The sequence below is a fragment of the Corynebacterium sp. HMSC074C04 genome, assembly GCF_001838295.1.
Classification (GTDB): Bacteria; Actinomycetota; Actinomycetes; order Mycobacteriales; family Mycobacteriaceae; genus Corynebacterium; species Corynebacterium amycolatum.
The window spans coordinates 861,240-884,599 of the sequence record NZ_KV836272.1; the positions used below are offsets into that span (position 1 = coordinate 861,240).

General features: G+C 59.6%; 19 protein-coding genes and 1 pseudogene. 3 read left to right on the plus strand and 17 right to left on the minus strand.

What is annotated here, in order from left to right; genetic code table 11:
* From HMPREF3011_RS08185 to HMPREF3011_RS08205, 5 genes and pseudogenes are all read right to left on the minus strand, one after another.
* Positions 1 to 766: pseudogene (locus HMPREF3011_RS08185) on the minus strand (Ni/Fe-hydrogenase, b-type cytochrome subunit); the annotation flags it as partial.
* The gene (locus tag HMPREF3011_RS08190) at positions 763 to 2,511 is read right to left on the minus strand and encodes a nickel-dependent hydrogenase large subunit (RefSeq protein ID WP_038627878.1); all 1,749 of its coding nucleotides are present in this window, start codon (positions 2,509 to 2,511) and stop codon (positions 763 to 765) included. The gene HMPREF3011_RS08190 and the pseudogene HMPREF3011_RS08185, both read right to left, overlap by 4 nt.
* Positions 2,512 to 2,522: 11 nt before the next feature.
* Entirely contained in the window at positions 2,523 to 3,761 is a 1,239-nt protein-coding gene (locus tag HMPREF3011_RS08195) for a hydrogenase small subunit (protein WP_038627876.1), read from the minus strand.
* 336 nt (positions 3,762 to 4,097) lie between these two features.
* Positions 4,098 to 4,904, minus strand: coding sequence for a hydrogenase nickel incorporation protein HypB (hypB, locus tag HMPREF3011_RS08200; protein ID WP_038627874.1), 807 nt, complete (start codon positions 4,902 to 4,904; stop codon positions 4,098 to 4,100).
* 16 nt (positions 4,905 to 4,920) lie between these two features.
* Positions 4,921 to 5,238 (minus strand): hydrogenase maturation nickel metallochaperone HypA, encoded by a 318-nt coding sequence (locus tag HMPREF3011_RS08205; RefSeq protein ID WP_038627871.1) that lies wholly within the window; start codon positions 5,236 to 5,238, stop codon positions 4,921 to 4,923.
* A 76-nt stretch (positions 5,239 to 5,314) separates the two neighbouring features.
* On the opposite strand from HMPREF3011_RS08205, the gene hypF reads away from it, so the two are divergent.
* Positions 5,315 to 7,705: a carbamoyltransferase HypF gene (gene hypF / locus HMPREF3011_RS08210; protein WP_083327075.1), complete on the plus strand. Its 2,391-nt coding sequence runs from the start codon at positions 5,315 to 5,317 to the stop codon at positions 7,703 to 7,705.
* On the opposite strand, the gene hypE is transcribed toward hypF, so the two are convergent.
* The gene (gene hypE / locus HMPREF3011_RS08215; protein ID WP_052155581.1) at positions 7,702 to 8,844 is read right to left on the minus strand and encodes a hydrogenase expression/formation protein HypE; all 1,143 of its coding nucleotides are present in this window, start codon (positions 8,842 to 8,844) and stop codon (positions 7,702 to 7,704) included. The two genes, hypF and hypE, sit on opposite strands and share 4 nt — an antisense overlap.
* Before the next feature lie 123 nt (positions 8,845 to 8,967).
* On the opposite strand from hypE, the gene HMPREF3011_RS08220 reads away from it, so the two are divergent.
* The gene (locus HMPREF3011_RS08220; RefSeq protein WP_038629409.1) at positions 8,968 to 9,237 is read left to right on the plus strand and encodes a HypC/HybG/HupF family hydrogenase formation chaperone; all 270 of its coding nucleotides are present in this window, start codon (positions 8,968 to 8,970) and stop codon (positions 9,235 to 9,237) included.
* Between the two features lie 16 nt (positions 9,238 to 9,253).
* On the plus strand, positions 9,254 to 10,405 hold the full coding sequence (gene hypD, locus HMPREF3011_RS08225) for a hydrogenase formation protein HypD (RefSeq protein WP_070841376.1): 1,152 nt from the start codon (positions 9,254 to 9,256) through the stop codon (positions 10,403 to 10,405).
* On the opposite strand, the gene HMPREF3011_RS08230 is transcribed toward hypD, so the two are convergent.
* The 11 genes from HMPREF3011_RS08230 to HMPREF3011_RS08280 all read right to left on the minus strand — a co-directional run bounded on the left by HMPREF3011_RS08230 (position 10,406) and on the right by HMPREF3011_RS08280 (position 23,240).
* Positions 10,406 to 11,269, minus strand: a complete 864-nt coding sequence (locus HMPREF3011_RS08230; RefSeq protein WP_038627866.1) for an HpcH/HpaI aldolase/citrate lyase family protein — start codon at positions 11,267 to 11,269, stop codon at positions 10,406 to 10,408.
* 129 nt (positions 11,270 to 11,398) lie between these two features.
* Complete coding sequence (locus HMPREF3011_RS08235; RefSeq protein WP_038627863.1) at positions 11,399 to 12,607, minus strand: acetyl-CoA C-acetyltransferase; 1,209 nt, start codon at positions 12,605 to 12,607, stop codon at positions 11,399 to 11,401.
* A gap of 58 nt (positions 12,608 to 12,665) precedes the next feature.
* The gene (locus HMPREF3011_RS11465; RefSeq protein WP_038627860.1) at positions 12,666 to 13,334 is read right to left on the minus strand and encodes a 3-oxoacid CoA-transferase subunit B; all 669 of its coding nucleotides are present in this window, start codon (positions 13,332 to 13,334) and stop codon (positions 12,666 to 12,668) included.
* Entirely contained in the window at positions 13,335 to 14,087 is a 753-nt protein-coding gene (locus HMPREF3011_RS11470) for a CoA transferase subunit A (RefSeq protein ID WP_038627858.1), read from the minus strand.
* A 4-nt stretch (positions 14,088 to 14,091) separates the two neighbouring features.
* A complete protein-coding gene (locus HMPREF3011_RS08250; protein WP_038627856.1) occupies positions 14,092 to 15,846 on the minus strand; it encodes an AMP-binding protein in 1,755 nt (584 codons plus the stop codon).
* A 103-nt stretch (positions 15,847 to 15,949) separates the two neighbouring features.
* A complete protein-coding gene (locus HMPREF3011_RS08255; RefSeq protein WP_038627854.1) occupies positions 15,950 to 16,828 on the minus strand; it encodes an HpcH/HpaI aldolase/citrate lyase family protein in 879 nt (292 codons plus the stop codon).
* 7 nt (positions 16,829 to 16,835) lie between these two features.
* Positions 16,836 to 17,378, minus strand: a complete 543-nt coding sequence (locus HMPREF3011_RS08260) for a MaoC family dehydratase (protein WP_038627852.1) — start codon at positions 17,376 to 17,378, stop codon at positions 16,836 to 16,838.
* Position 17,379: 1 nt separating this feature from the next.
* Complete coding sequence (locus HMPREF3011_RS08265) at positions 17,380 to 18,549, minus strand: acyl-CoA dehydrogenase family protein (protein ID WP_049182292.1); 1,170 nt, start codon at positions 18,547 to 18,549, stop codon at positions 17,380 to 17,382.
* Positions 18,550 to 18,611: 62 nt separating this feature from the next.
* On the minus strand, positions 18,612 to 20,705 hold the full coding sequence (locus HMPREF3011_RS08270; protein ID WP_038627850.1) for an acetyl-CoA carboxylase biotin carboxylase subunit: 2,094 nt from the start codon (positions 20,703 to 20,705) through the stop codon (positions 18,612 to 18,614).
* A gap of 54 nt (positions 20,706 to 20,759) precedes the next feature.
* Complete coding sequence (locus HMPREF3011_RS08275; protein ID WP_070431953.1) at positions 20,760 to 22,340, minus strand: carboxyl transferase domain-containing protein; 1,581 nt, start codon at positions 22,338 to 22,340, stop codon at positions 20,760 to 20,762.
* A 306-nt stretch (positions 22,341 to 22,646) separates the two neighbouring features.
* Complete coding sequence (locus HMPREF3011_RS08280; protein ID WP_038627845.1) at positions 22,647 to 23,240, minus strand: TetR/AcrR family transcriptional regulator; 594 nt, start codon at positions 23,238 to 23,240, stop codon at positions 22,647 to 22,649.
* Positions 23,241 to 23,360: the final 120 nt, after the last annotated feature.

Genomic DNA, 23,360 nt, shown 5'->3' on the forward strand with positions numbered 1-23,360 from the left:
ATCCGGCTAAGAAGTGCGCGAAACGCACATACCCCATCGCAAAACCCGCGGCCGTGCCGTCATAGGTGCGCTCGGTCAAATAGGGCTGCATGATGTACCAGCCAGTAAAGGTCATCACCAACATCAGCACCAGGTTCAACCAATGTTGAACGCGCAGCGCCCATCCCCACAGGTGAACCTCGACCCACGAACCGGAACCCTTCTTGTTCTCCGCAATGGCCTCGTCGAGTTTCCGCAGCCCCATTGCCACGAATCCTTCGAAGATGAACTCTCCGATGATATTTCCGTCTTTGTCAATGGGCGCGAGAGCGACCCCCATGCTGCGATGACCGCGGCCATGGTGCATGTTCGCGTTACGACGAAGTAGAACACCTTCCTCGCGGGACATCGTGGATGCCTCTACGACTGAGTCCAGTTCACCACGCATGATTGCCACATCGACCGTTTGATCGGCGATATTGAGACCGTGCACCTTAGCGATGGAGTAACGGCGATCCGGTGTTGCCGGATCGTACGAATCCGGGGTCAATTTCATCAGTGGCGTGCCGTCGAGGTGGAAAAGATCGTCACGACGACGACGCAAGCTGACCTTCAGCGCAAGGTCGACAGGATCGCGGGACTCGTCCGGGACAATTGCTGCGGCCTGAATGACCTCAGATGGCGACAACCAGTGGCTGGTGTGTGCGTCAATAACCGCAATAACCAGGGGGTTGCCCTTGGAATCCTTTAGTCGCAGTTCCGGATTTTCACTCACTGAGGGGGTCATGCCGTCGTCACCTTAAACATCTCCTGACCAGACGGATCCAAAACATGGACTGCGCAGGCCATACATGGGTCGAAGGAATGAATCGTGCGAAGTGGCTCAAGCGGCTGCTCAGGATCGACCAGCGGATGCGTGCCATCGCCAGCCAGCGCGTGCTCGTACGGGCCAAGCTGCCCCTTGGGGTCACGGCCACCGGCCAGCCACGTGGTAGGAACCACGGCTTGGTAGTTGGTCACCTTGCCATTTTCGATTTTGACCCAGTGGCTGAGCATGCCACGAGCGACCTCGAGAAAGCCCACGCCCTGGCACTTTTCCGGCCACGAGGACGGCTCCCAACGGCTGTTGTCGAAGACATCAATATCGCCGTTCTTCAAGGCCTCAACGAACTCTGGGAAAATGTGATCTGCCAAGTAATTGGCGGTAGTCACAGATTCCACGGCACGAGCGTAGGTGCGTCCCGCAGTGGAGTTCATCTGCTCAATGCGTAGGTCGAGCTTGTCCATAACCTCGTCGACCAGGCGCACCGTCTCCGACTCCTTCTGCAGGTACGCCAACAGCACACGTGCAACCGGGCCGACTTGAACAGCGCGCCCGTCGTAACGCGGCGCTTTCGACCAGGTGTACTTTTCATTGTCGGACAGCCACTCGTACGGCGGTTTCGGTCCGGTGTAGTTCACTGTGGTTTCACCGTCGTACGGCTTGAGGCCGACATCGTCGCCTGCTTCCTGCGTGTACCAGGCGGAGTTAATGAATTCCTCGATCTTCTCCGGCTGGAATGGGTGGAGCTTGGTGTAATCACCGTCGAGAATGACACCGGGCTTGATGTTTGGATGCACGGTCTGGACACGGGACTTAGCCGGGTCGCCGGAGTAAGTGGCACCGGCCATGCCGACCGCCAGGAAGCTGTCGGAGGAGCGACCGATGTCGAAGTAATCCTTGTAAACGCTCATAATGGCGACTGCATCTGGGTAGAAGCAGTCATTGACGAACTCCACGATCTCATCGATCCAGGACTTGATCTGGTCAATGCCGACTTGGTTGACCGTCTCCGAGCGTTCCGGGTCTATGGAGCACGCCATACCTCCGACCAGGAAGTTCGGGTGGGGATTCTTACCGCCAAATACGGTGTTAATGCGGATGATAGAGCGCTGGAAAGCCAAGGCGTCGAGGTAGTGCGACACTGCCATCAGGTTGGCCTCGGGCGGCAAGCGGTAGTCCTCATGCCCCCAGTAGCCGCCGGTGAAGATGGACAGCTGGCCGGAGTCCACAATGCCCTGCACGGTGTCCTTGACTCGGGCGAAGGTTTCTTCGTTATTGCCCTTCCACGTCGAGCCGATCGACTGCGCGAACTCAACGGTCTTCTTCGGATCTGCCTCGAGAGCCTTCGTGACATCAATCCAGTCCAACCCGTGAAGATGGTAGAAGTGCACGACGTGGTCGTGAATCTCCTGCGAGCCAATCACCAGGTCGCGAATACGACGTGCCTGCGGGGGCGGTGTCGAGCCAATGGCATCTTCGACCGCAGCAATAGATGCCACCGAGTGAGTACCCGTGCACACACCACAGATACGACCAACGAACGCCCAGACATCGCGAGGATCGCGGTTTTTCACAATGGTTTCGATGCCGCGGAACTGAGTGGTCTCACTCCACGCGGTTTTAATCTGGTCTCCCTCGCGTTCCAGCTCAATGCGAAGGTGTCCCTCGATTCGGGTAATCGGGTCAATTACAACTTTTTCCGTAGCCATGTCCTATGCCCTTAGTTGTCCTTCGAATCGGATGCTGTCTCACTCTGCGTGCCCGGTGAGTTTGAAGGAAGGTCGACCATCGGAGGCTTTCGGCCTTCCACACCACCAAACGCAGCCAACACCTTTTCTTCGCCGTTGGAGCGCCTTATCTTCAGTTCCTTCACCAATGTAAGTCCGCCATGGACTGCGGTACCCGCAGCAGTAGCAGCCAGCAGTCCAACGCCGACCTTGTTCACACTGGACTCCACCCCAATACCCGGGATACCCGGCAGCTTGTCATAGAACGGAGTGAACTGGTCGAAGAAGTCCTTCTCAGTACAGCCAATACATGGGTGACCAGCACCGATTGGCCAGCCAGACTTAAGGTTCCACTGCACGATTGGGCATGGGCTAAACGTGGATGGCCCCTTACAGCCGACCTCGTAAAGGCACCAGCCGTTGCGTGCACCCTCGTCATCGAAGGTTTTCACGAACTGACCGGCATCATAATGTGCGCGGCGCGGACAGGAGTCGTGAATACGCTGGTCGTAGGCAAACTTTGGCCGCCCCTCAGCGTCAACCTCCGGAGTCTTGCCATAAGTGAGCACGTACGTCAGAGTGGCGGTAATAACCTCACCAATCGGCGGACAACCAGAGACATTAATCACCGGCTTGTCCTTGATAATCTCATCGACGCCCTTAGCGCCGGTCGGATTCGGCTTAGCGGCCTGAACAGAACCCCAGACAGCACAGGCACCAACGGCCAGGATTGCCGTGGCCTTCTCAGCAGCCTCGAGCAGCACTTGTTCTGCCGACTTACCGCCGATGGTGCAATACGCACCGTGCTCGCCGGTCGGGATCGAGCCATTGACCACCAGAATGTGGTCCTCGGCATTCATGTCATCCAAAGCCTTTTCGGCCGCGTGCCCGGACGGCGCCATGAGCAGCTCGTTATAGTCCATCGAAACTAAGTTCAGCACCACGTCTTCAGCAGTAGTGCCTCCGGAACGCAATACGGATTCCATACATCCGGTGCACTCCTGCAATTGCAACCAAGCCACCTTCGGCTTCTTTACAGCTGAGAGCTTGTCTGCGATTTCCTCCGCCGAGGGAGTCAGCGACTGCGCCGCGGCCTCACCGACATTCGGAGTTCCCGCGGCAAAAATTGCCGCCATGGTGCCACAAAACTTCATGAAACTGCGCCGTGAGACACCAGCTCTAGCGAGGTTGTCGCCGAGGGTGCCTTCCTGCCAATTCGCGCCACTAATCATTTTTTCGCTGCGCCTTCTGCTTAGTTATTAGGAATATTGGTTTCGAGGTTTTACAACTACCCAGGCCCATTGCCTATACATGGCCAAGTATAGCGACCTAAGAACAACCTGAATAATGGCGCTGCGCTGCGGTTATAACAAAATAATATGCAAGATAACTGTTGCGTAAATATAGCTCCAGGTACAGGGAATGAACGTGAAAAACCGCCGCAGATTACAGCGGGATATCACCTATACCCCACTAAGGTGGAGCGAAACGAGGGGGTGGCGGGACCGTCGTCAAGCATGCCGTAATGCCCCCCCCATTGCTTCACGACGCCCCCCCCCGGCGCGCGCTTAATCAACCAGCGCAGGGTTGACCCAACGGAGCCATTCGTCGATGCCCTCCCCGGTCTTAGCGGAGACCTCAATCACCTTCACCCCTGGATTGACCTTTTCCAGGTTGGCGCGGAAGAGCTCCATGTCGAAGTCAAGGTACGGGGCAAGATCCATCTTGTTGATAACCACTACCTGCACAGAGCGGAACATCACCGGATACTTGACCGGCTTATCCTCACCTTCAGTAATGGAGTAGACCATTGCCTTGCGAGTCTCACCGACCTCAAACTCAGCCGGACAGACGAGGTTTCCCACATTTTCAATCATGACCAGGTCAAGCGTGTCCAGATTCAGCCCCTCGAGCGCGCGGGAGACCATGGGAGCATCCAAGTGGCATTCGCCACCGAATCCGTTGCCCGTGTTCAGCAGCGAAATCTGTGCCCCGTAGCCCTCCAGGCGATCGGCATCGAGGGCCGTCTCAATATCGCCCTCGATAATGCCGACGCGCAGCTTGCCCTGCGCAGCCACCAGTGTCTTCTCCAACAGCGCGGTCTTGCCTGAACCCGGGGAGCTCATCAGGTTGATGGCCTCAACACCATGTTCGGCAAGCAACTCGCGATTATGCTCCGCGCGGTGGTCGTTCTCGCTGAAGATGTCCTCGAGGATGGTCACGCGTTCCACACCAGTTTCATAACCCGAGTGGTCGCCGTGGCTGGTGTCATTGGGGTCGGCGAGATGAACGTGGTCATGGCCGTGGTGGTGGTCATGGTCATGATGATGGTGGTGGTGTGCGTCATCGCCGTCGTGCCGGTGGAAACGTCCCATGATTAAACCGTCTTTCCTACTTGTGCGCGTCGACGTCGATGTCGACGATTGTGAACTCTTCCCCCGAGATTACGCGTCCGGGCTTTCCGCACGTGGGGCACAGCAGACCGTCGAGTGGCCCGACCTGTTCGCGATGGCCGTGCGCGCATTCGACAACGGCAGGTACCCAGTCAATCTCCAATTTCGCGTGCCCCAAACCGGTATCGCGACTGACGAAATCCCACGCGTATGAAAGGGTTTCTGGAACAACCTGACGCAGAGCGCCTATCCGCAGGTGCACAGTGCGTACATTCCGCCCCTCGGCTGCTCTCGTGACAACCTTCGCCAACTGCATGCTCAACGCTACTTCGTGCACAATCTCCAAAGTAGCAGTGCGAACGGACCCGAGTCGCTTACGTAAAGTTGAACGCATGGAAAAGGCAGGCACGACCGGGGCGGGGATGGGCACGGGCATTCAACGCATTCGCTGGCGTATCGAAGGAATCGTCCAGGGGGTCGGATTCCGCCCTTTTGTGGCCACCATCGCCCGGCGCGCGGGTCTCGTCGGCTTCTGCGGCAATGATGAGCAGGGCGTATTCATCGAGGTAGAAGGCACGTCGGACGCCCTCGCGGCCTTCCGCAGCCAGCTTTTCACCGAACTGCCGGCGCTTGCCCGCATCATCAATCACTCCGCCGAGCACATCGCTGCGCTGGGCCATGAGCGCGAGTTCACCATCGTGTCCTCTCGCCACAGCTACCCCGGCCGCGCGCTGCTTCCGCCCGACACCGCACTGTGCCCGGACTGCCGCCGTGAGTTTTTCGACCCTACCAACCCGCGCTACCTCTACCCTTTCATTTCCTGCACCAACTGCGGGCCGCGTCTGTCCATCATCACTGAACTGCCCTACGACCGCCCGCGCACCACTATGGCGGCCTTTCCGATGTGCACCCCGTGTGAGCGCGAATACACCGACCCCACCGACCGCCGCTATCACGCCCAGCCAATCAGCTGTTTCGACTGCGGACCGCATCTGAGCTGGCACGATGCAGGCGGCACCACCACCGCTACCTCCCGCGAGGAGGTTCTCGCACTCTTTCGTCGCGCACACGCGCTGCTTGACGACGGCGCCTTGCTCGCCGTCAAAGGTATTGGTGGTTTTCACCTGGTCTGCGATGCCGCCAATGGCGCTGCCTGCGAGAAACTACGGATGCGCAAGCGTCGACCCGACAAACCGCTGGCGGTAATGGCTCCCACTGTTGACACCGCTGCCCAACTGGTTGAGTTAACTGAGCAGGAGAAGCGTTTCCTCGACTCCCCTGAGGCACCGATTGTGATCGCGCCGAAGCAGCGGTCGGGGCCGCTTTCCGATCTCATCGCCCCTGACCTCGACAGCTTCGGCATTATGCTTCCATACTCAGGCATTCACCTGTTGCTTTGCGATCGCCCGCTCGTGGTCACCAGCGGCAACCTCAGTGGCGAGCCCGTGTGCACCGACAATGCCGACGCGCTGAAGAAGCTCGGTCACATCGCCGACGCTTTCATCCTCCACGACCGCGAAATCCACGTCCCCGTTGAAGATTCGGTTTTCATCGGCACCGCCCCATCGCGCCGGTCCCGTGGCTTCGCTCCCATCCCCGTTTCAATCACGGCCACCGATTCTCGTAGCCACACGGGCACTAGCACCGGCACCAGCGCCCGTAGTACGTCGCAACCCACCATTTTCGCGACTGGCGGGGAGCTGAAGAACACTTTCGCGATCGCGCATGGGGACCTCGTTCACGTCTCCGCACACATTGGTGACATGGGTTCGTGGGCCAGTCAGAAGGCCTACCAGAAAGCAGTTGATCAGCTCCTTTCCATGCGTGACGCGACCCCGGATTTTGTCGTCTGCGACCTTCACCCGGACTACGCCACTACCGCCTTCGCCGAACGCTTCGCTGCCGAGCACGACATCGAACTGCTCTCGGTTCAACACCACTTCGCCCACGCGCTCTCCCTACTCGCCGAACACCGCCTCCTTTCCCCCAGTGCCGGTCGCGCAGTCGTCGCTACCCTCGACGGCACTGGCTATGGCACTGATGGTTCCATCTGGGGCGGCGAGATCCTCACGCTCAGTCGCAGTTCCGCAAACTGGGAACGCACCTGGCACTGCCCCTCTTTCCCATTGGTAGGCGGCGATCGTGCAGTCACGCATCCGTGGCGGCTAGCCCTCGGTCTCGCGCACGAGTGGGAGCTTGACGACGACCGTCTCTTGCGCAACCTCTCCAACGAACACGAAGTAGCGCTGGTTAAAAGCCAGCTGGCGACGGGAATTGGCACCGTGCAAACTTCGTCTCTAGGCCGCATATTCGATGCCGCCGCAGCTCTGCTGCTGCCTCGCTGGCGCGGTGGCGCGGCCATCAGCTACGAGGCGCAAGCGGCCATGGAGTTGGAGGCAGTGGCGACTCGCTACGTGAGGTCACATGCGGAAGCGCTCGGAGCGATCAGTTCAGAGACGAAGCCGGTGCCCCTCCAGGACGTCATCCCGGAGGCGGCAGCATCGCCTGACGCTGAGCAGGCCGCATTCTTGTTTCACAGTGGGGTTGCGGGCGTCGTCGGCAAGCGACTGGTGCAGGCGGCGGAGGAAGCTGGAACCGATGTTGTCGGTGTCAGCGGGGGTTGCGCGAATAATGCGCTGTTAATGGAGTTGCTACGGCGCGAAGTTGCAGCTGAGGGCTTTACTCTGTTGCAGCATCAAATCGTGCCGCCGGGCGATGGCGGCTTGAGTCTTGGCCAGGCGGTGGCCGGTCGCCTGCTGGCGGCAACCGGCATGGATGTCTAGCAGATGCGCGGCAGCGGGTCGCCGACCAACATGTCCACCATGCGGGTGCCACCGAATCCGGTGACCAGCACCACGGAAGCGGCGGGATCGTCCTCGATGGAGCCGATATCACGAGCCTCGGAAGCCCCGGCTGCGTGGAGCGCACTGAGCGCTGCCTCGGATTGCTCAGCCGGGACAACGGCGACGAAGGTGCCTTCATTGGCGACGTAGAGCGGATCGATGCCGAGCATGTCACAGGCGCCACGGGTCATTTCACGGACTGCAATGGATTCGTCGTCAAGCACGACACCAAAACCGGTGCCACGGGCGAGCTCGTTGGCGACCGTGCCGAGGCCGCCGCGGGTGGCATCGCGCATCCAGCGAGTGCCGGGTGCAGCTTCAAGTAGCGCTTCGACCAGACCGTTGACTGCGCGGGTATCGGTCTCGATAGGCGCGGCCAGAGCCAAGTCGCCGCGGGCGAGCATGACGGCCATGCCGTGATCGGCGATTGGACCGGAGACGAGGATGCGGTCTCCGGCCTCGATGTTTGTGTAGACAGATCCTTCCGTAGCGGCACCTGCGTAGTCGCCGCGGACCACGCCCACCCCGGCCGTGGTGATGTAGACCTGGTCACCTGCGCCCTTCGGCACAACCTTGGTGTCGCCGGCGACGATGCTCACCCCTGCGGCATCGGCAGCGGTGCGCATACTCGCCACGATGCGACGGAGAGTCGCGATCTCCAGCCCCTCTTCCAGGATGAACGATGCGGTCAGCGCCAGCGGCCTGGCTCCGGCTACCGCCAGATCGTTGATCGTGCCGTTGACGGCCAAATCGCCGATGTTGCCGCCCGGGAACTCGATGGGATTGACCACGTAGGAGTCAGTGGACATTGCCAAACGCGCCCCGCCATGTGCAGAAGCTGTCGCAGCCTTGACGACGGCATCGGCAGCGAAGAGCCCGGAGTCGCCACCCTGCCCTAAAATTTCATTGCCATAGGCATCGAAAAAGACCTGTTCAACCAGAGCTGCGGATGCCTTTCCGCCGGAGCCGTGTTGCAGGGTGACGTAGTCGTCGAGAAGCCTGAACGGACGTGCCCGAACGCGACCAATATTGGTGTTTACCTTGGCTTCGTTGGTGTTCAGACGATTCTTCGGCTGCATGCTCACTATCCCTAACTTCACAGCTGCTGGCGGACAAAACTGCTTGCGTCACTCGTCCTTCGAAAACGAGGCTCGCTGCTCCTGATGGTAGTCTCGAAAAGTATTGCAAACGAGGAGAAGCGTATGTGTCTTGGTGTCCCCGCCGTCATCACGGAAGTCCACGATGCTGCCCGTGCAACAGTGGAAATTGGTGGCGTCGCACGCATGATTTCCACCGATTTACTTATTGACGAGAACCTCACCGCCGGTGATTGGGTTCTCGTACATGTCGGTTTCGCCATGAGCAAGATCGACGAGGAAGAGGCCAGGCTCTCGCTCCAGCAAATCAAACAGCTAGGTGGCGACGCTTACGAGGATGAGCTGGAATCCTTCTCATCGTCACAGATCAACTAAGGGGCTGGACGGCACCATGAGATACGTTGACGAATTCCGCGATCCCGCCGCTGCGAAGAAGCTGCTCGCACGCATTGAACGCGAGGCCACCAAGCTGGAAAAGCCCATCGCACTGATGGAAGTCTGTGGCGGGCACACGCACACCATTTACCGCTACGGCTTGGAAAACCTCCTGCCGGAGAACATCGAGCTGATTCACGGACCCGGCTGCCCCGTCTGTGTCATCCCCATGGGGCGCGTCGACGATGCCATCTGGCTGGCACAGCAGGAAGACGTCATTTTCACGACCTTCGGCGACATGATGCGCGTGCCGGGGTCCGAAACGTCGCTGATGCAGGCACGTGCGCGCGGCGCCGATGTACGCTTTGTCTACTCGCCTCTCGACGCGCTGAAAATTGCCACCGACAACCCCGATAAGCAGGTCGTTTTCTTCGCCGTCGGGTTCGAGACCACCGCCCCGTCGACTGCCGTGACCGTTGAGGCCGCACGCCGGCAGGGTGTGGAAAACTTCTCCGTGTTTTCCAACCACGTACTTATCGAGCCGCCGCTGCGCGCCATCGTCAACGGCGGCGAAACCAAGGTTGATGGGTTTATCGGCCCAGGCCACGTGGCCACCACCACCGGCACGGACGCTTTCGAGTTCCTGCCGCGCGAGTTCAATCTGCCAGTGGCGGTCACCGGTTTTGAGCCATTGGATGTACTCCAGGCCGTCGTCATGCTGCTAGATCAATTCGTCAGCGGCGACGTTGCTGCCGGTAAGTCGCGGGTGGACAACCAGTACGCGCGCGTTGTGCGCTCCTCCGGCAACACCACCGCGCAGAAACTTATGGACCGCGTCTTTTCCCTCCGCGACATCTTCGAGTGGCGCGGCCTCGGCTGGATTGAAAACTCCGGCCTCGGCATCTCTGAGGAATACGCAGCATTCGATGCCGAGCGCCGTTTCCAGGTGCCGGGGCGCCGGATCCCAGACCCCGTGACCTGCGAATGCGGATCTGTGCTCACCGGCCACATCAAGCCGTGGCAATGCGCGGTCTTCGGCACCGCCTGCACCCCGGCGACCCCCATCGGCACCTGCATGGTCTCCCCCGAAGGCGCTTGTGCGGCGTACTACAACTTCGGCCGCATCGACCGGAAAGTCACCGAGAACCTGGCGAAATCCCGCCGCTAGTTACTCCGTAATTCCCGCACGCGCGAGCGCTGCCACCGCCTGCTTTACGACGGGCGCGTCAATCATCTCGCCATCGAGCTGGAAGGCGCCAGTGTGCGTACCTGCGTGATCGACAATCTTCCGGGCGCGGGCGAGCGTTGCTTCCGACGGCTTATATGCCTTGCGCACCGGCGGCACCATCGCCGGGTGGATGCAGGCCGTAGCCAAGAAACCACAGCCCACGGCATCGAGAGCCTCTAGGTACTGGCCGCGCTCATCGCGAAAGTCAGTATGAACGGCATCAATGGCGGCAATACCCGCTGCAGCTGCATGCACCTGAACGAGTGCACGAGCCAATCGCTGCGGATCGCGGTAGTGGCGACGAGGGTTTTCATCCACACTCTGACGCGAGGACGCCCCACCGAGTTCGGCGGTCAGGTCTTCGGCACCCCAGAACAGCCCCACAACGTCCTGGTGCGTGGCAATCTGCTGGATATTAATCATGGCCTGCGGGGTTTCAATCATCGCGATGATCTTCAACCCTTCGAGCTCTGCGGGAATGGAGTCTCGAATCTTGGGCACCATGACGATGTCGTAGTCACATGTACGGGCAAAGGCGACATCCTCCGCGAAGGTCGGAGTCCCAGGACCGGTAATCCGAAGAATAGTCACCTCCGGGTCGAGCGGATTGTTGATGATGTTCGCACGTGCCTGCTCGTGATTGTCAACGGCAGCGCCGTCCTCCAGGTCAATAATGACCATGTCCGATCGTTCAGCAGCTTTCTGGAAACGTTCCGGACGGTCAGCCGGGGCGAAGAGTAGCGCCGGGCCAGAGGGAAGCCAAGGGAAGGTCTGTTCACCATCGAGGGAGCTAAAGCCTGTCATAGCTCCTAACCTAATTGAAAACTCGAATCACCTTCGCGCAGGCTCTCCCAGGAGACAACAAAACCCGCGTTGTGGGGTCCATAGAGTGGAAACCACAACGCGGGTTTACTGAGTTTTTAACCTATGCGATTAGTCGCGGTACAGCAGCAGCGCGTCGCCCTGGCCGCCGCCACCACACAGGGACACACCAGCGCGACCCGAACCGCGACGGTTCAGCTCCATTGCAGCGGTCAGAGTCAGGCGGGCACCGGAGCAGCCAATCGGGTGGCCGAGGGCAATCGCGCCACCGTGGATGTTGGTCTTTTCCAGCGGGTAGTCCAGCTCACGCAGGGACTTGACGGCCACCGCACCAAATGCCTCGTTGATCTCGATGAAGTCAAGCTCCTGCGCGTCCCACTCAGCGCGACGCAGAGCCTCCTTCAAAGAGTCCGCCGGCTGAGCGTGCAGGGAGTTATCCGGACCTGCGGTCTGGCCGGCCTTGCCCACAACTGCGAGGTAGTCCAGGCCGTGCTTCTCTGCGTAGGCACGCGATGCCAGCACAACTGCTGCGGCACCGTCGGAAATCGGCGAGGAGTTACCGGCAGTGATGGTGCCGTTTTCCTTCAGGAAGACCGGACGCAGCTTAGCCAGGGTCTCCACAGTGGTCTCCGGGCGAATGCCCTGGTCGGTGTCGACAACTACCGGGTCACCCTTGCGCTGCGGAATCTCGATTGGAGCGATTTCCTGCGCGAAAATGCCGTCTTCCTGCGCCTTGGCTGCACGCTGGTGAGAAGCGGCCGCAACTTCGTCCTGCTGCTCGCGGCTAATGCCGAGGTCGCTGTTCGGACCGTCGGTAAGCGTACCCATGGACACACCATCGAAGGAGTCGACCAGACCGTCGCGCTCCAAGGTGTCCTCCAGCTTCAGCGCACCGAAGGACTTGCCCTGACGAACACCGCGTGCAACGTGCGGAGCGTGCGTCATGGACTCCTGACCACCTGCAACAACAACGTCTGCATCACCGAGACGAATCAGGCGAGCAGCGTGAATGACAGCGTTTAGGCCCGAGAGGCAGACTTTGTTAACGATCTCAGCGGTCGTATTCCATGGCAGACCTGCCTTAATGGCGACCTGTCGGGCCGGGTTCTGGCCAGCGCCTGCGAGAATCACCTGGCCCAGAACGACGTGCTGAACCTCTTCCGGGGCAACGCCGGAACGCTGGACAGCGTGCTTGACAGCATGTGCGCCGAGTTCGACGGAAGTAAGCGGTGCCAGCTGGCCGAGCAGCTTGCCCTGCGGGGTGCGGGCACCGGCGAGGATAACGACATCATTCGGGCTGGGAGCTGGAAGGTTACTCATGGATGGATTCTCCTAAGTCAAATCTGATGAGTGTGGACTGACCATGATTGCTGCGTATTTAATTCTCGAGGTCAACCACGTATGCGGCTTCGGTGTTGGCCTCGATATCGGCTAGCGTCACCCCAGGTGCCAGCCTGCGTAACACCAGGTGATCATCAGCGACATCGAAGCTTCCCAGGTTGCTAATAATCCTTTTCACTACTTTTGCACCTGTGAGGGGCAGTTCGCAGGCTTTTACCAATTTTGGTTTGCCATCTTTGGAAACGTGATCGGTCAAAACCACCACTCGAGGGGTACCAGCGACTAAGTCCATCGCGCCGCCCATGCCCTTGACCATCTTTCCTGGAATCATCCAGTTGGCCAGGCCACCGCACTGGCTAACCTCCATTGCACCCAACACGGCCATTTTCACAGCACCGCCGCGAATCATGCCGAAGCTGGTGGCGGAGTCGAAGATTGCCGCGCCCGGCACCAATGTCACGGTCTGCTTGCCCGCATTGATAAGGTCGGCGTCCTCTTCACCTTCATATGGGAAGGCGCCCATTCCCAGAATTCCGTTTTCACTCTGCAGCAGAACACGCACACCTTCGGGAATATGGTTTGCCACCAGTGTCGGAATGCCGATACCCAGATTCACATAGTCGCCATCGCGCAGCTCTTCGGCGGCCTGCTGTGCCATCTCGTCACGGCTCCAGCCCTTGTCCATAATTGTCTTCGCAGGTGCCATTTAAATCTCCTCCCCTGCTGCCGCGTCACCGGCATCGTGGCTGGAATCGGTATTGCGTGGCCGAGTTGTGCGCTTTTCAATGAGCTTCTCACGGCCGTCACCGCGGACGATGTGCTGGATATACACACCCGGAGTCATCACCAGATCCGGGTCGATCTCACCGCGGCCAAGCAAGTGCTCCACCTCCGCAACGGTCACCCTGCCGGATGCTGCGCACAGCGGGTTGAAGTTCTGCGCGGTCCGGCGATAGACAAGGTTGCCCTCGATATCGCCGTGGTAGGCGTGCACCAGGCCAATGTCAGCAACGATGCCACGCTCCTGCACGTAGGTCTGCCCGTCGAAGTCGGCGTGGGGCTTGCCCTCTGCAACGAGCGTGCCGACGCCGGTTGCGGTGTAGAACGCGGGAATACCTGCGCCCCCTGCGCGAAGCCGCTCAGCCAGAGTTCCCTGAGGGGTGAACTCCACCTCGATTTCTCCTTCGAGGTACTGGCGGGCAAACTCCTTGTTCTCGCCGACGTAGGAGGCCACTACCTTTGCCACCTGTTTGTTCTCCAACAGAATGCCGAGTCCAGTACCGTCAATGCCCATGTTGTTGGACACGATGGTGAGGTCTTTTGCCCCGGAGTCGCGCACGCCTTCGATGAGGGTATATGGCACACCACACAGGCCAAAGCCGCCAACTGCCAGGGTCATTCCATCAGTGACAAGGCCTGCGACAAGCTCTCGGCCGGTCTGATCAGTTGTTTTTGACATTGTTCTACACCCAGCCCAGGATTCGCGGAGCCATCTCACGCATCTCGACCTTGCGGACCTTGCCCGACGCGGTCATCGGGAACTCTTCGACGACGTGGACGTAGCGCGGAATCTTGTGACGCGACAGCTTGCCGTGGGCAAAGGCCGCCACATCGTCAGCGGTGAGGTCTTCCACATCGTCGTGCAGAATTACCCATGCCATGATCTCTTCGCCGTACTTGTCATCCGGCACACCGATGACCTGCGCATCGACGACAGCCGGGTGGGTGAACAGGAACTCTTCAATTTCGCGCGGGTAGATGTTCTCACCGCCACGGATGAGCATGTCCTTAATACGTCCGGTGATGGACAGGTAGCCCTCGTCGTCAAGCACACCCAAGTCGCCGGTGTGCATCCAGCCGTCGGCGTCGATGGCCTCGGCGGTTTTTTCCGGGTGTTCCCAGTACTCCTTCATAACGGAGTATCCGCGAACGACAACCTCGCCCTGTTCGCCTCGCGGCAGCGTCTCACCCGTTTCTTCACAAATGATGCGGGCTTCCAAGTGCGGCATGATTTGGCCGACGGTGTTGACGCGCTTTTCCAGCGGAGAATCCGCGCGGGTCTGGAAGGACACCGGCGAGGTCTCCGTCATGCCGTAACAGATGGCAATCTCGTGCATATTGAGTTTGTCCATCACATCACGCATGGTCTTCGACGGGCACGAGGTACCTGCCATCACACCTGTGCGCAGCAGCGACAGGTCGTAAGGGGATCCGTATTCCTCCTGATCATGAGCTTCTTCAAGCTCATTGATGAACATCGTCGGCACGCCGTAGAGGCTGGTGGCCTTGGCCGAGTGCACAGCCTTGAGTGTTTCACGCGCCTTAAACGACGGGGCCGGGATGACAATAGCGGCACCGTGGGTGAAGGCGGCGAAGGTGCCAATCACCATGCCGAAGGTGTGGAAGAACGGCACCGGCACACAGATGCGGTCGGTCTCGGTGTAGCCCAACAGCTCACCGATGAAGTATCCATTGTTCAGCAGGTTGCGGTGCGTTAGCGTAGCGCCCTTGGGAAAGCCTGTCGTGCCCGAGGTGAACTGGATGTTGATTGGATCATCCGGTTTCAGCTGGGAGGTGTACTCGCTCAGGTCGTCGATCTCGCTGTGCATGTGCTCGTACCATTCGGACGAACCGAAGTAGATGACCTTGTCCAGGCGCACACCGCGCTGCTTGGAGGCCTCGATCAGCATGGTTCGGTAATCGGAGTCCTTGTAGCGGCGAGCGGCAAACACCATACGCACACCTGCCTTTTCCAGCACGTAGTTCAGCTCGTGCTGGCGGTAAGCCGGGTTGATGTTGACCAGCACCAAGCCGATGTGGTGGCAGGCGTACTGCACCACGGTCCACTCCCATCGGTTGGTAGACCAAATGCCGATGCGGTCTCCTGGACGGTAGCCCTCCCGGATGAAAGCGCTGGCCAGGCGCAAAACTCGGTTGTAGAAACGCTCAAAGGTAAAGGAGACATCCGCGTAGACGTCAACGACGGCGTCGCGGGAAGGGAATTTCTCCACAATCGCACGCAGGTTCTCACCGAGGGTCTCATCGCGAAGTGGAGCGGCACCTTGCTCGACACCGGCGCCGAACACGTGGCTCATCTTGTTGCCATCGGCATCGACAACATCCTTGCCGTATGGCGCCGGCACAGTGGTGAAGCCCTCCGGCAGCTTCGAAGGATCAGCAGTGCGCTGTTCTGCGTGGTTCTTCAATGTCGCGGTCATGGGGAGTTCTCCTTGGTTTAAGTGACTCCGCAGAGTGCGGAGTGTGTGAGAGGAAAATGTGTTCTTTAGGGGGATAAATCAGTGGTCGTTACCGGCCGTGGGACTAACCGGTTACGGCAGCTCGCCGAGCAATGGCTTCTGCTTGACGGAAGAGCGGCGCATCCACCATCTGGCCGCCAAAGCTGAAGGCGCCGGTGTTCTCTTCCGCTTCCGCCAAGAGCCGACGCGCCCAGTCAATCTCCTCGTCGCTGGGGCGGTAAGCCTGGCGGATTGTCGGGACCTGACCGGGGTGGATACAGACGGTGGCGGCAAATCCCAACGCAGCGGCATCTGCGGCCTCCGCAGCTAGCCCATTCGCGTCGGAGATATTGACGTAGATGGAATCCAGACTGGCCTTACCGTGCGCCGCTGCAGCCAGGTGAACGTGGCTGCGGGTATGTACCGCCACACTGCGGTAGCTACCCGCATGGATACGGCCCGGCACGAGTGCAGCCTCTGCTTCGCTAAAGCGTGATGACGTTCCCGCCAATCCCGCCACCAGGTCCTCTGCGCCCCAGAACAGTGCAACGACACCATCGGCCCGTGCCAGCTCTTCGGCGCGCATGACCCCAAGCGGAGTTTCAATAAGGGCAATGACCTGGGTCTTCTCCCCCAGTGCCGCTACCAACTCATCCACTTGCTGAGCCGATGAAGCCTTGGGCAGCATCACCTGGCGGAAAGCGGTGCCACGCAGCATGTCAATATCCGCTGCGTAGTCCTCAACCTCCGGTGGATTGACACGCACAATCGTGCGGGCCGGGTCGAGGTCACAGGAGGCGATAGCCTCGCGGGCGGCCTCACGGTTTTCTGCGCGACAGCCGTCCTCCAGGTCCAGAATCACCATGTCGGCACGGTCAGCAGCTTTAGCGAATCGTTCCGGCCTGTCTGCCGGCGCAAACAGAATTGCAGGGCCCAGCGGCTGCCAGGAGTTATGCGTAGACATGAGCCACTCACTTCCCCGCTGAAGCCGCGTTCTCGGAGCCGTCGTCAAGCGAAGTCGGTGCGCATTGGACGAGCGTGGACCGGACGGCGCGGCAGACGACGGTGCCGTCCTGATTGCGTCCGATGTGCTCGAGCTCGACAATGCCCTGGTTGGGGCGGGACTTGGACAGACGCTTGTTACGACAGACGGTCTCTGCATACAGGGTGTCGCCGTGGAACATCGGTGCGGGAAACGCCACTTCGGTGAAGCCGAGGTTGGCGACGATGGTGCCGAGCGTCAGCTGCCCGACGGACAGCCCGACAACCGTCGACAGCGTCCACATGGAGTTGACCAGCCGCTCGCCGCCGAATCCCGGCTGCTGGCTCGACCAGTGCGCATCCAGGTGCAGTGGCTGGGTGTTCATGGTCAGCGTCGTGAACAGGACGTCATCGGTTTCAGTGACGGTTCGCCCCGGTCGGTGCAGGTAACGCGCGCCGACCTCGTACTCTTCGAACCACAGTCCGCGCTGGACGACGTCGTGGGTGACTTCGGTTACGTTGTTGTCAGCCATTTTACAGCCCCAATCCGCGTGCGATCAGCATGAGCTGAACTTCGGTGGTGCCCTCGCCAATCTCCAGAATCTTGGAGTCGCGGTAGTGACGTGCCACGCGGTACTCGTTCATGAATCCGTAGCCACCGAAAATCTGTGTCGCGTCGCGCGCGTTGTCCATCGCGGCCTCGGAGGCAATCATCTTGGCGATGTACGCTTCACGACGGAAATCTGCGCCCGCGGCCATCTTTGCGGCTGCGTCGTACCACGCCATACGTGCGGCATGCGCACGCGCTTCCATTCGTGCGATCTTGAAGGAAACAGCCTGGTACTCACCAATCGCTCGGCCCATGGAGTGGCGTTCCTTTGCGTGGCGAACAGACTCGTCGACACAGCCCTGCGCAGCACCAGTGGCAAGAGCTGCAATCGCGACTCGGCCCTCCGCCAAGATGGACAGGAAGTTAGCGAAGCCGCGACCACGGGTGCCCAGCAGGTTCTCCTGGGGGACGCGGACATCGGTAAAGGTCAGTGGGTGGGTGTCGGAGGCATTCCAACCGACCTTGTCGTAAGCCGGTTCCGCGACAAAGCCCTCCGTGCCACTCGGCACGATGATGGTAGAAATCTCCTTCTTTCCATCGTCCTTCTGGCCGGTGACTGCGGTGACAGTAACCAGCGAAGTGATGTCGGTACCGGAGTTGGTGATGAACTGCTTGGCACCGTTGATGACGAAATCATCGCCGTCTTCACGGGCTGTCGTGCGGGTGGCACCGGCGTCGGAACCTGCATCCGGCTCGGTGAGACCAAAACCGGCCAGCTTCTTACCAGCAGTCAGCTCGGGCAGGTAGGTCTCCTTCTGCTTGTCATTGCCGAAGTGGAAGATTGGCATGGCACCTAGGCCAACGCCCGCTTCCAGGGTGATAGCGACCGACTGATCGACTTTAGCTAGCTCCTCCAGAGCAATACCGAAGGACAGGTAGTCACCGCCCATGCCACCGACTTCCTCGGGGAATGGCAGACCGAACAGGCCCATTTCTCCCATCTGCGAGACAATCTCGTACGGGAAGGTGTGGTTGCGGTCATGCTCGGCAGAAACCGGATCGACAACTTCATTGGCAAATTCGCGAACTACTTTCTGCAGTTCGACGTATTCGTCGTCGAGGATGGCGGTTGCAATCTTGGTGCTTTCGGACATGATGAGTGCTCCTTAAAGATTTTGTAGGTGTGGGACCTGATTGGTGCGTTTTGTGTGGGTTTTTATTCCTCGGCTTCGGCTACGGTGATGACGGCCAGCTGCTGGTCACCGGTGACCTGATCGCCCGGCGCGACGGTGAAGCTAACCTCACCTGCAATTTCGGCGGTGAGAGTGTGCTCCATCTTCATGGCCTCCATGACCAACAGAGCGTCACCAACTTCGACGCGGGTTCCCTCCTCCACCGCCAGCGCGATAATCGCGCCGGGCATCGGAGCTTGGATAACTCCTGAGCCACCGGCATCGGCTTCGGCGCCGGTGGTGACTACCTCGGTGCGGGGCAATACCCAGGTGCCGTGGGCACCGGCGACGACGTATTCTTCGTGGTTCGCTGACCCAGCGTTGTCGATGGTTTCGACCAGGAAGTGCTGTGCAACTCCGTCGCGGACGATGCGCAGATGTTCCCCGTCGCGATAGACCGAAACTTTGTAATTTCGCGGTTCTGGAACGTCGATATCTTCGTTCTCCGCTTCGGCCGACAGACCTGCGACTACGTCACCGACAACGACGTCGGTACTCGACGGGGTGCCCACAATCGAGATCAGACGCGAGTTCTCCCCTGCCCCGAAGCGAATGCGCTGCGCGGCAGGCGCACTGGCACGCCAGCCATCCGGGGTGAGCCACGGTGAGTCGGTGGCCTCTTCAAAGCGAGAAGCCAGCCAGTCCATCGCGGCGGCGAGGTACACATCGTCCGGCGTTTCGGTGGTGGCGAAGCCTTCCGCCACGCGGTCGAGCAGTCCGGTGTCAAGATCGCCGGCGCGAACCTCGGGGACGTTCAGCAGATAGCGACAAAAATCGATATTGACTCCGACACCTGCGACAACGGTGTCCCCCAGCGCCTTGTCCAGCCGCTCGAGCGCCTGCTCACGGTTTTCACCGTAGGAGATGATCTTCATCAACATCGGATCATAGAGAGATGAGACCTCGGAACCGTCGACAATGCCGGAATCCACCCGGATTCCCACCCCGCTCGGCTCGACGACACGTGTGACCGTGCCACCGGTGGGCAGGAAACCCGCCGCCGGGTCTTCGGCATACACGCGAGCTTCAATCGAGTGACCGGTAAGAGTTACATCTTCCTGAGCAACCGGCAGTGGGCGTCCCGAGGCAATGTCAACCTGCAGCGCCACCAGATCCAGGCCGGTGACCTGCTCAGTCACGGGGTGCTCAACCTGCAGGCGCGTATTCATCTCCATGAAGAAGAACGACGACGGGTCCTTCGCCGGCACAATGAACTCCACCGTGCCCGCGCCGACGTAGCCAACCGAGCGTGCCGCGTCACAGGCCGCTTCACCAATTGCGCTGCGCGTTTCCTCATCCAGCAGAGGGCTCGGCGCTTCCTCGATGACCTTCTGATGGCGTCGCTGCAGCGAGCACTCACGCTCGCCCAAGTGGATTACATTGCCGTGTTTATCTGCGAGAATCTGCACCTCGATATGCCGCGGGGTGTCGACGAAGTGCTCGATGAACAGGGAGTCATCGCCGAAGGCACCCGCCGCTTCACGACGAGCTGTTGCGAGTGCCGCCGGCAGGTCAGCAGCATTTTCCACGCGGTGCATCCCCTTGCCACCACCGCCTGCCGACGGCTTAATCAGTACAGGAAAGCCAATCGATGGGGCTGCCTCAATGAGGTCCTCGTCGCTAAGCCCGGGGCGAGAAAGACCCGGCACGGTGGGAACATCGCGGGCTTCGACGGCAGCGCGGGCGGAGATTTTGTCACCCATGATGTTGATGGCGCTGGCCGGTGGGCCAATGAATTCAATACCTGCTTCCTCACAGGCGGTCGCGAAGTCTGCGTTTTCAGACAGAAAGCCGTAACCGGGGTGGATTCCGTCTGCGTCGCAGCGGCGAGCGGCATCGATAATCTTGTCGATAACCAGATAGGACTCGCGTGCCGGAGATGGGCCAATGTGGATGGCCATATCCGCCATGCGGACGTGAGGGGCGTCGGCATCGGCATCCGAGTAAACCGCGACGGAGCGAATTCCGTTGTCACGAAGGGTTCGAATAATGCGGCAGGCAATCTCCCCGCGGTTTGCGACCAATACGGTACTCAGGCTGCCGCCAGCTGCGTGGGGCTGCGTGTTGTGCGCTGTCATGTGCCCTGTGTTTCCTTTCCAGAAAATGCGGTGTCGAGAGTTTTTAGCTGGTTACTACATGCGGAAGATGCCGAAGCCCTGTTCATCCAGGGGCGCGCCACTTGCCACATCGAGGGCCATGCCAAGAATTCGGCGGGTATCTGCGGGATCGATGACACCGTCATCCCACAGGCGAGCCGATGAGTAATAGCAGTGCGACTGGCGCTCAAACTGCTCGCGGATCGGAGCTTCAAACTCCTCCTGGTCTTCCTGCGACCAGCTCTCACCTGAGCGTTCAATCTGGTTGCGACGAACCGTCGACAGCGTCATCGCCGCCTGTGGACCGCCCATGACGGAAATGCGAGCATTCGGCCACATCCAGAGGAAGCGCGGCGAATATGCGCGACCGCACATGGAGTAGTTGCCGGCGCCGAAGGCACCGCCGATGACTACGGTGAACTTGGGCACGCGGGTGGTAGCCACGGCGTTGACCATCTTGGCGCCGTGCTTTGCGATACCGCCGGCCTCGTATTCGCGACCAACCATGAAGCCCGTGGTGTTCTGCAGGAATACCAGTGGGATGCCGCGCTGATCACACAGCTCGATGAAGTGCGCGCCCTTCTGTGCAGATTCCGCGAAGAGAATGCCGTTGTTGGCGATAATGCCGACGCGGTGCCCGTGAATGCGGGCAAAAGTAGTGACCAGGGTCGTACCAAATTCGGCCTTGAACTCCTGGTATTGGCCTCCATCCACAATAATTTCAATGACCTCGTGAACGTCGTAAGGCACTTTGGCATCGACGGGGACGACATCGTAAAGATCGGTCTGGTTGCGAGTCGGCGCGACGGTGGGCTCTGTGTCCCACGGAACTTCCGGGTCCTTGGGGAGCGTTGCGACGATATCGCGGACACGACGCAGTGCGTCGGCATCGTTAACTGCGAGATGGTCAGTAACGCCGGAGGTCTTGGAGTGCAGTTCGCCGCCACCGAGTTCCTCTGGTGTGACATCTTCACCAGTTGCAGCCTTAACCAGTGGTGGGCCTGCCAGGAAGATGGTGCCCTGGTTTTTCACAATGACCGCTTCATCGCTCATCGCCGGCACGTATGCGCCCCCGGCGGTACAGGATCCCATCACGGCGGCAATCTGCGGAATCCCGCGAGCGGAGAGGTTGGCCTGGTTGTAGAAAATGCGACCGAAATGATCGCGATCAGGGAAAACTTCATCCTGGTTGAGAAGCATGGCCCCGCCGGAGTCGACCAGGTAAATGCACGGCAAGTGGTTAAGGCTGGCAATCTCCTGTGCGCGCAGGTGCTTCTTGACAGTCAACGGGTAGTACGTTCCGCCGGAAACGGTTGCGTCATTGGCTACAACCAGGCAGCGACGACCTTCGATGATGCCAATGCCGGCGATGACGCCAGCAGCCGGAACCTTGCCGCCATACATTTCGTGGGCCGCTAGAGGTGCGACCTCAAGGAAAGGGCTGCCGGGGTCAAGCAGTTGGTTGATGCGCTGACGTGGCAGCAGCTTACCGCGGGAAATATGGCGAGCACGGGCACGTTCGGAACCACCGCGTGCTGTCGTGCTGAGCAACTCTTTGAGCTCTGCGACGAGCTCTTCGTGGCGCTGTCGGTTGGTCAATGCTGGGGCGTGAGTCATGGGCGAAATACTTTCCGTTAATGACTATTAACTTTCTTGACGGAAAGGTTAATGTGACCACAGTCACTTCACAACAAGTTTTGTTTCCTAGGTCATACTTTTACCCCCGGATGCCTTTCAGACAGCTTGAAGTACACACCCCTCCCTGAGGTCACAACATGTTTCCAATAGAGATTTAAGTTTGTCCTAGAAATCTGTTTCGGGGGTAAATTCACTTGGATAAGACCGACCGCTCCACACAATAAAACCGCCTGACCTCACACTGCTGAGCACAGTGAGGCCAGACGGCACAAGAATAAATACGGATTATTGGTTGTTAATGCCCAGCGCAGCAAGGGCCATCTCAAAGGCATTATCCCTTGTCGCCTCGGGACCCGCCCATTTGAGCACATGTCTGGAAGAGTTAATCAACCCAGCGGTGAGCTGGACTTTAAGCTGCGCCTCGTCGGAGGTGAGTTCGGGCTGTAGTTCACGCAGAGCGTCCACCCATAAGACCATGTAAAGACGCTGCAAGGAACGCACTTTTGCGCTCTGCTCTGGCGCTAGATTTCCGCCTTCGCGTTCTTGGACACGAATGCGATCGGGCTCCGTGACTGCAAAATGCACGTGATGCGCAAGGAGGCCCCGAAGAGTCTCCTCTGGACCCCAATCATTGCTCTTTGCTCGATCGAGAACTGCTCGCGCACCATCGACAAGTCGGATAGAAATATCGATGAGGATCTGCGCCAACAGCTCTTCCTTGCCGCTGAAGTAGCGGTAAAGAGCTGGGCCAGAAATGCCAACAGCGGAGCCAACATCCTCCAACCGAGTCTGATGAAACCCTCGGTCGGCCAGGATCGCAGCAGCAGCGGAGAGAATCTCTGCTTCTCGACGCCGTCGCGCTTCGGTTCTACGTGACATAAGCCCTTATGTTAAACGCATTGGAGCCATTTCGTCTGCATAATTACCACCAGCGCCCGCCCTCAGCGTGTGTTCACATAGACCACGGCTCGACAACAGACACACATCCTCGCCCACAGG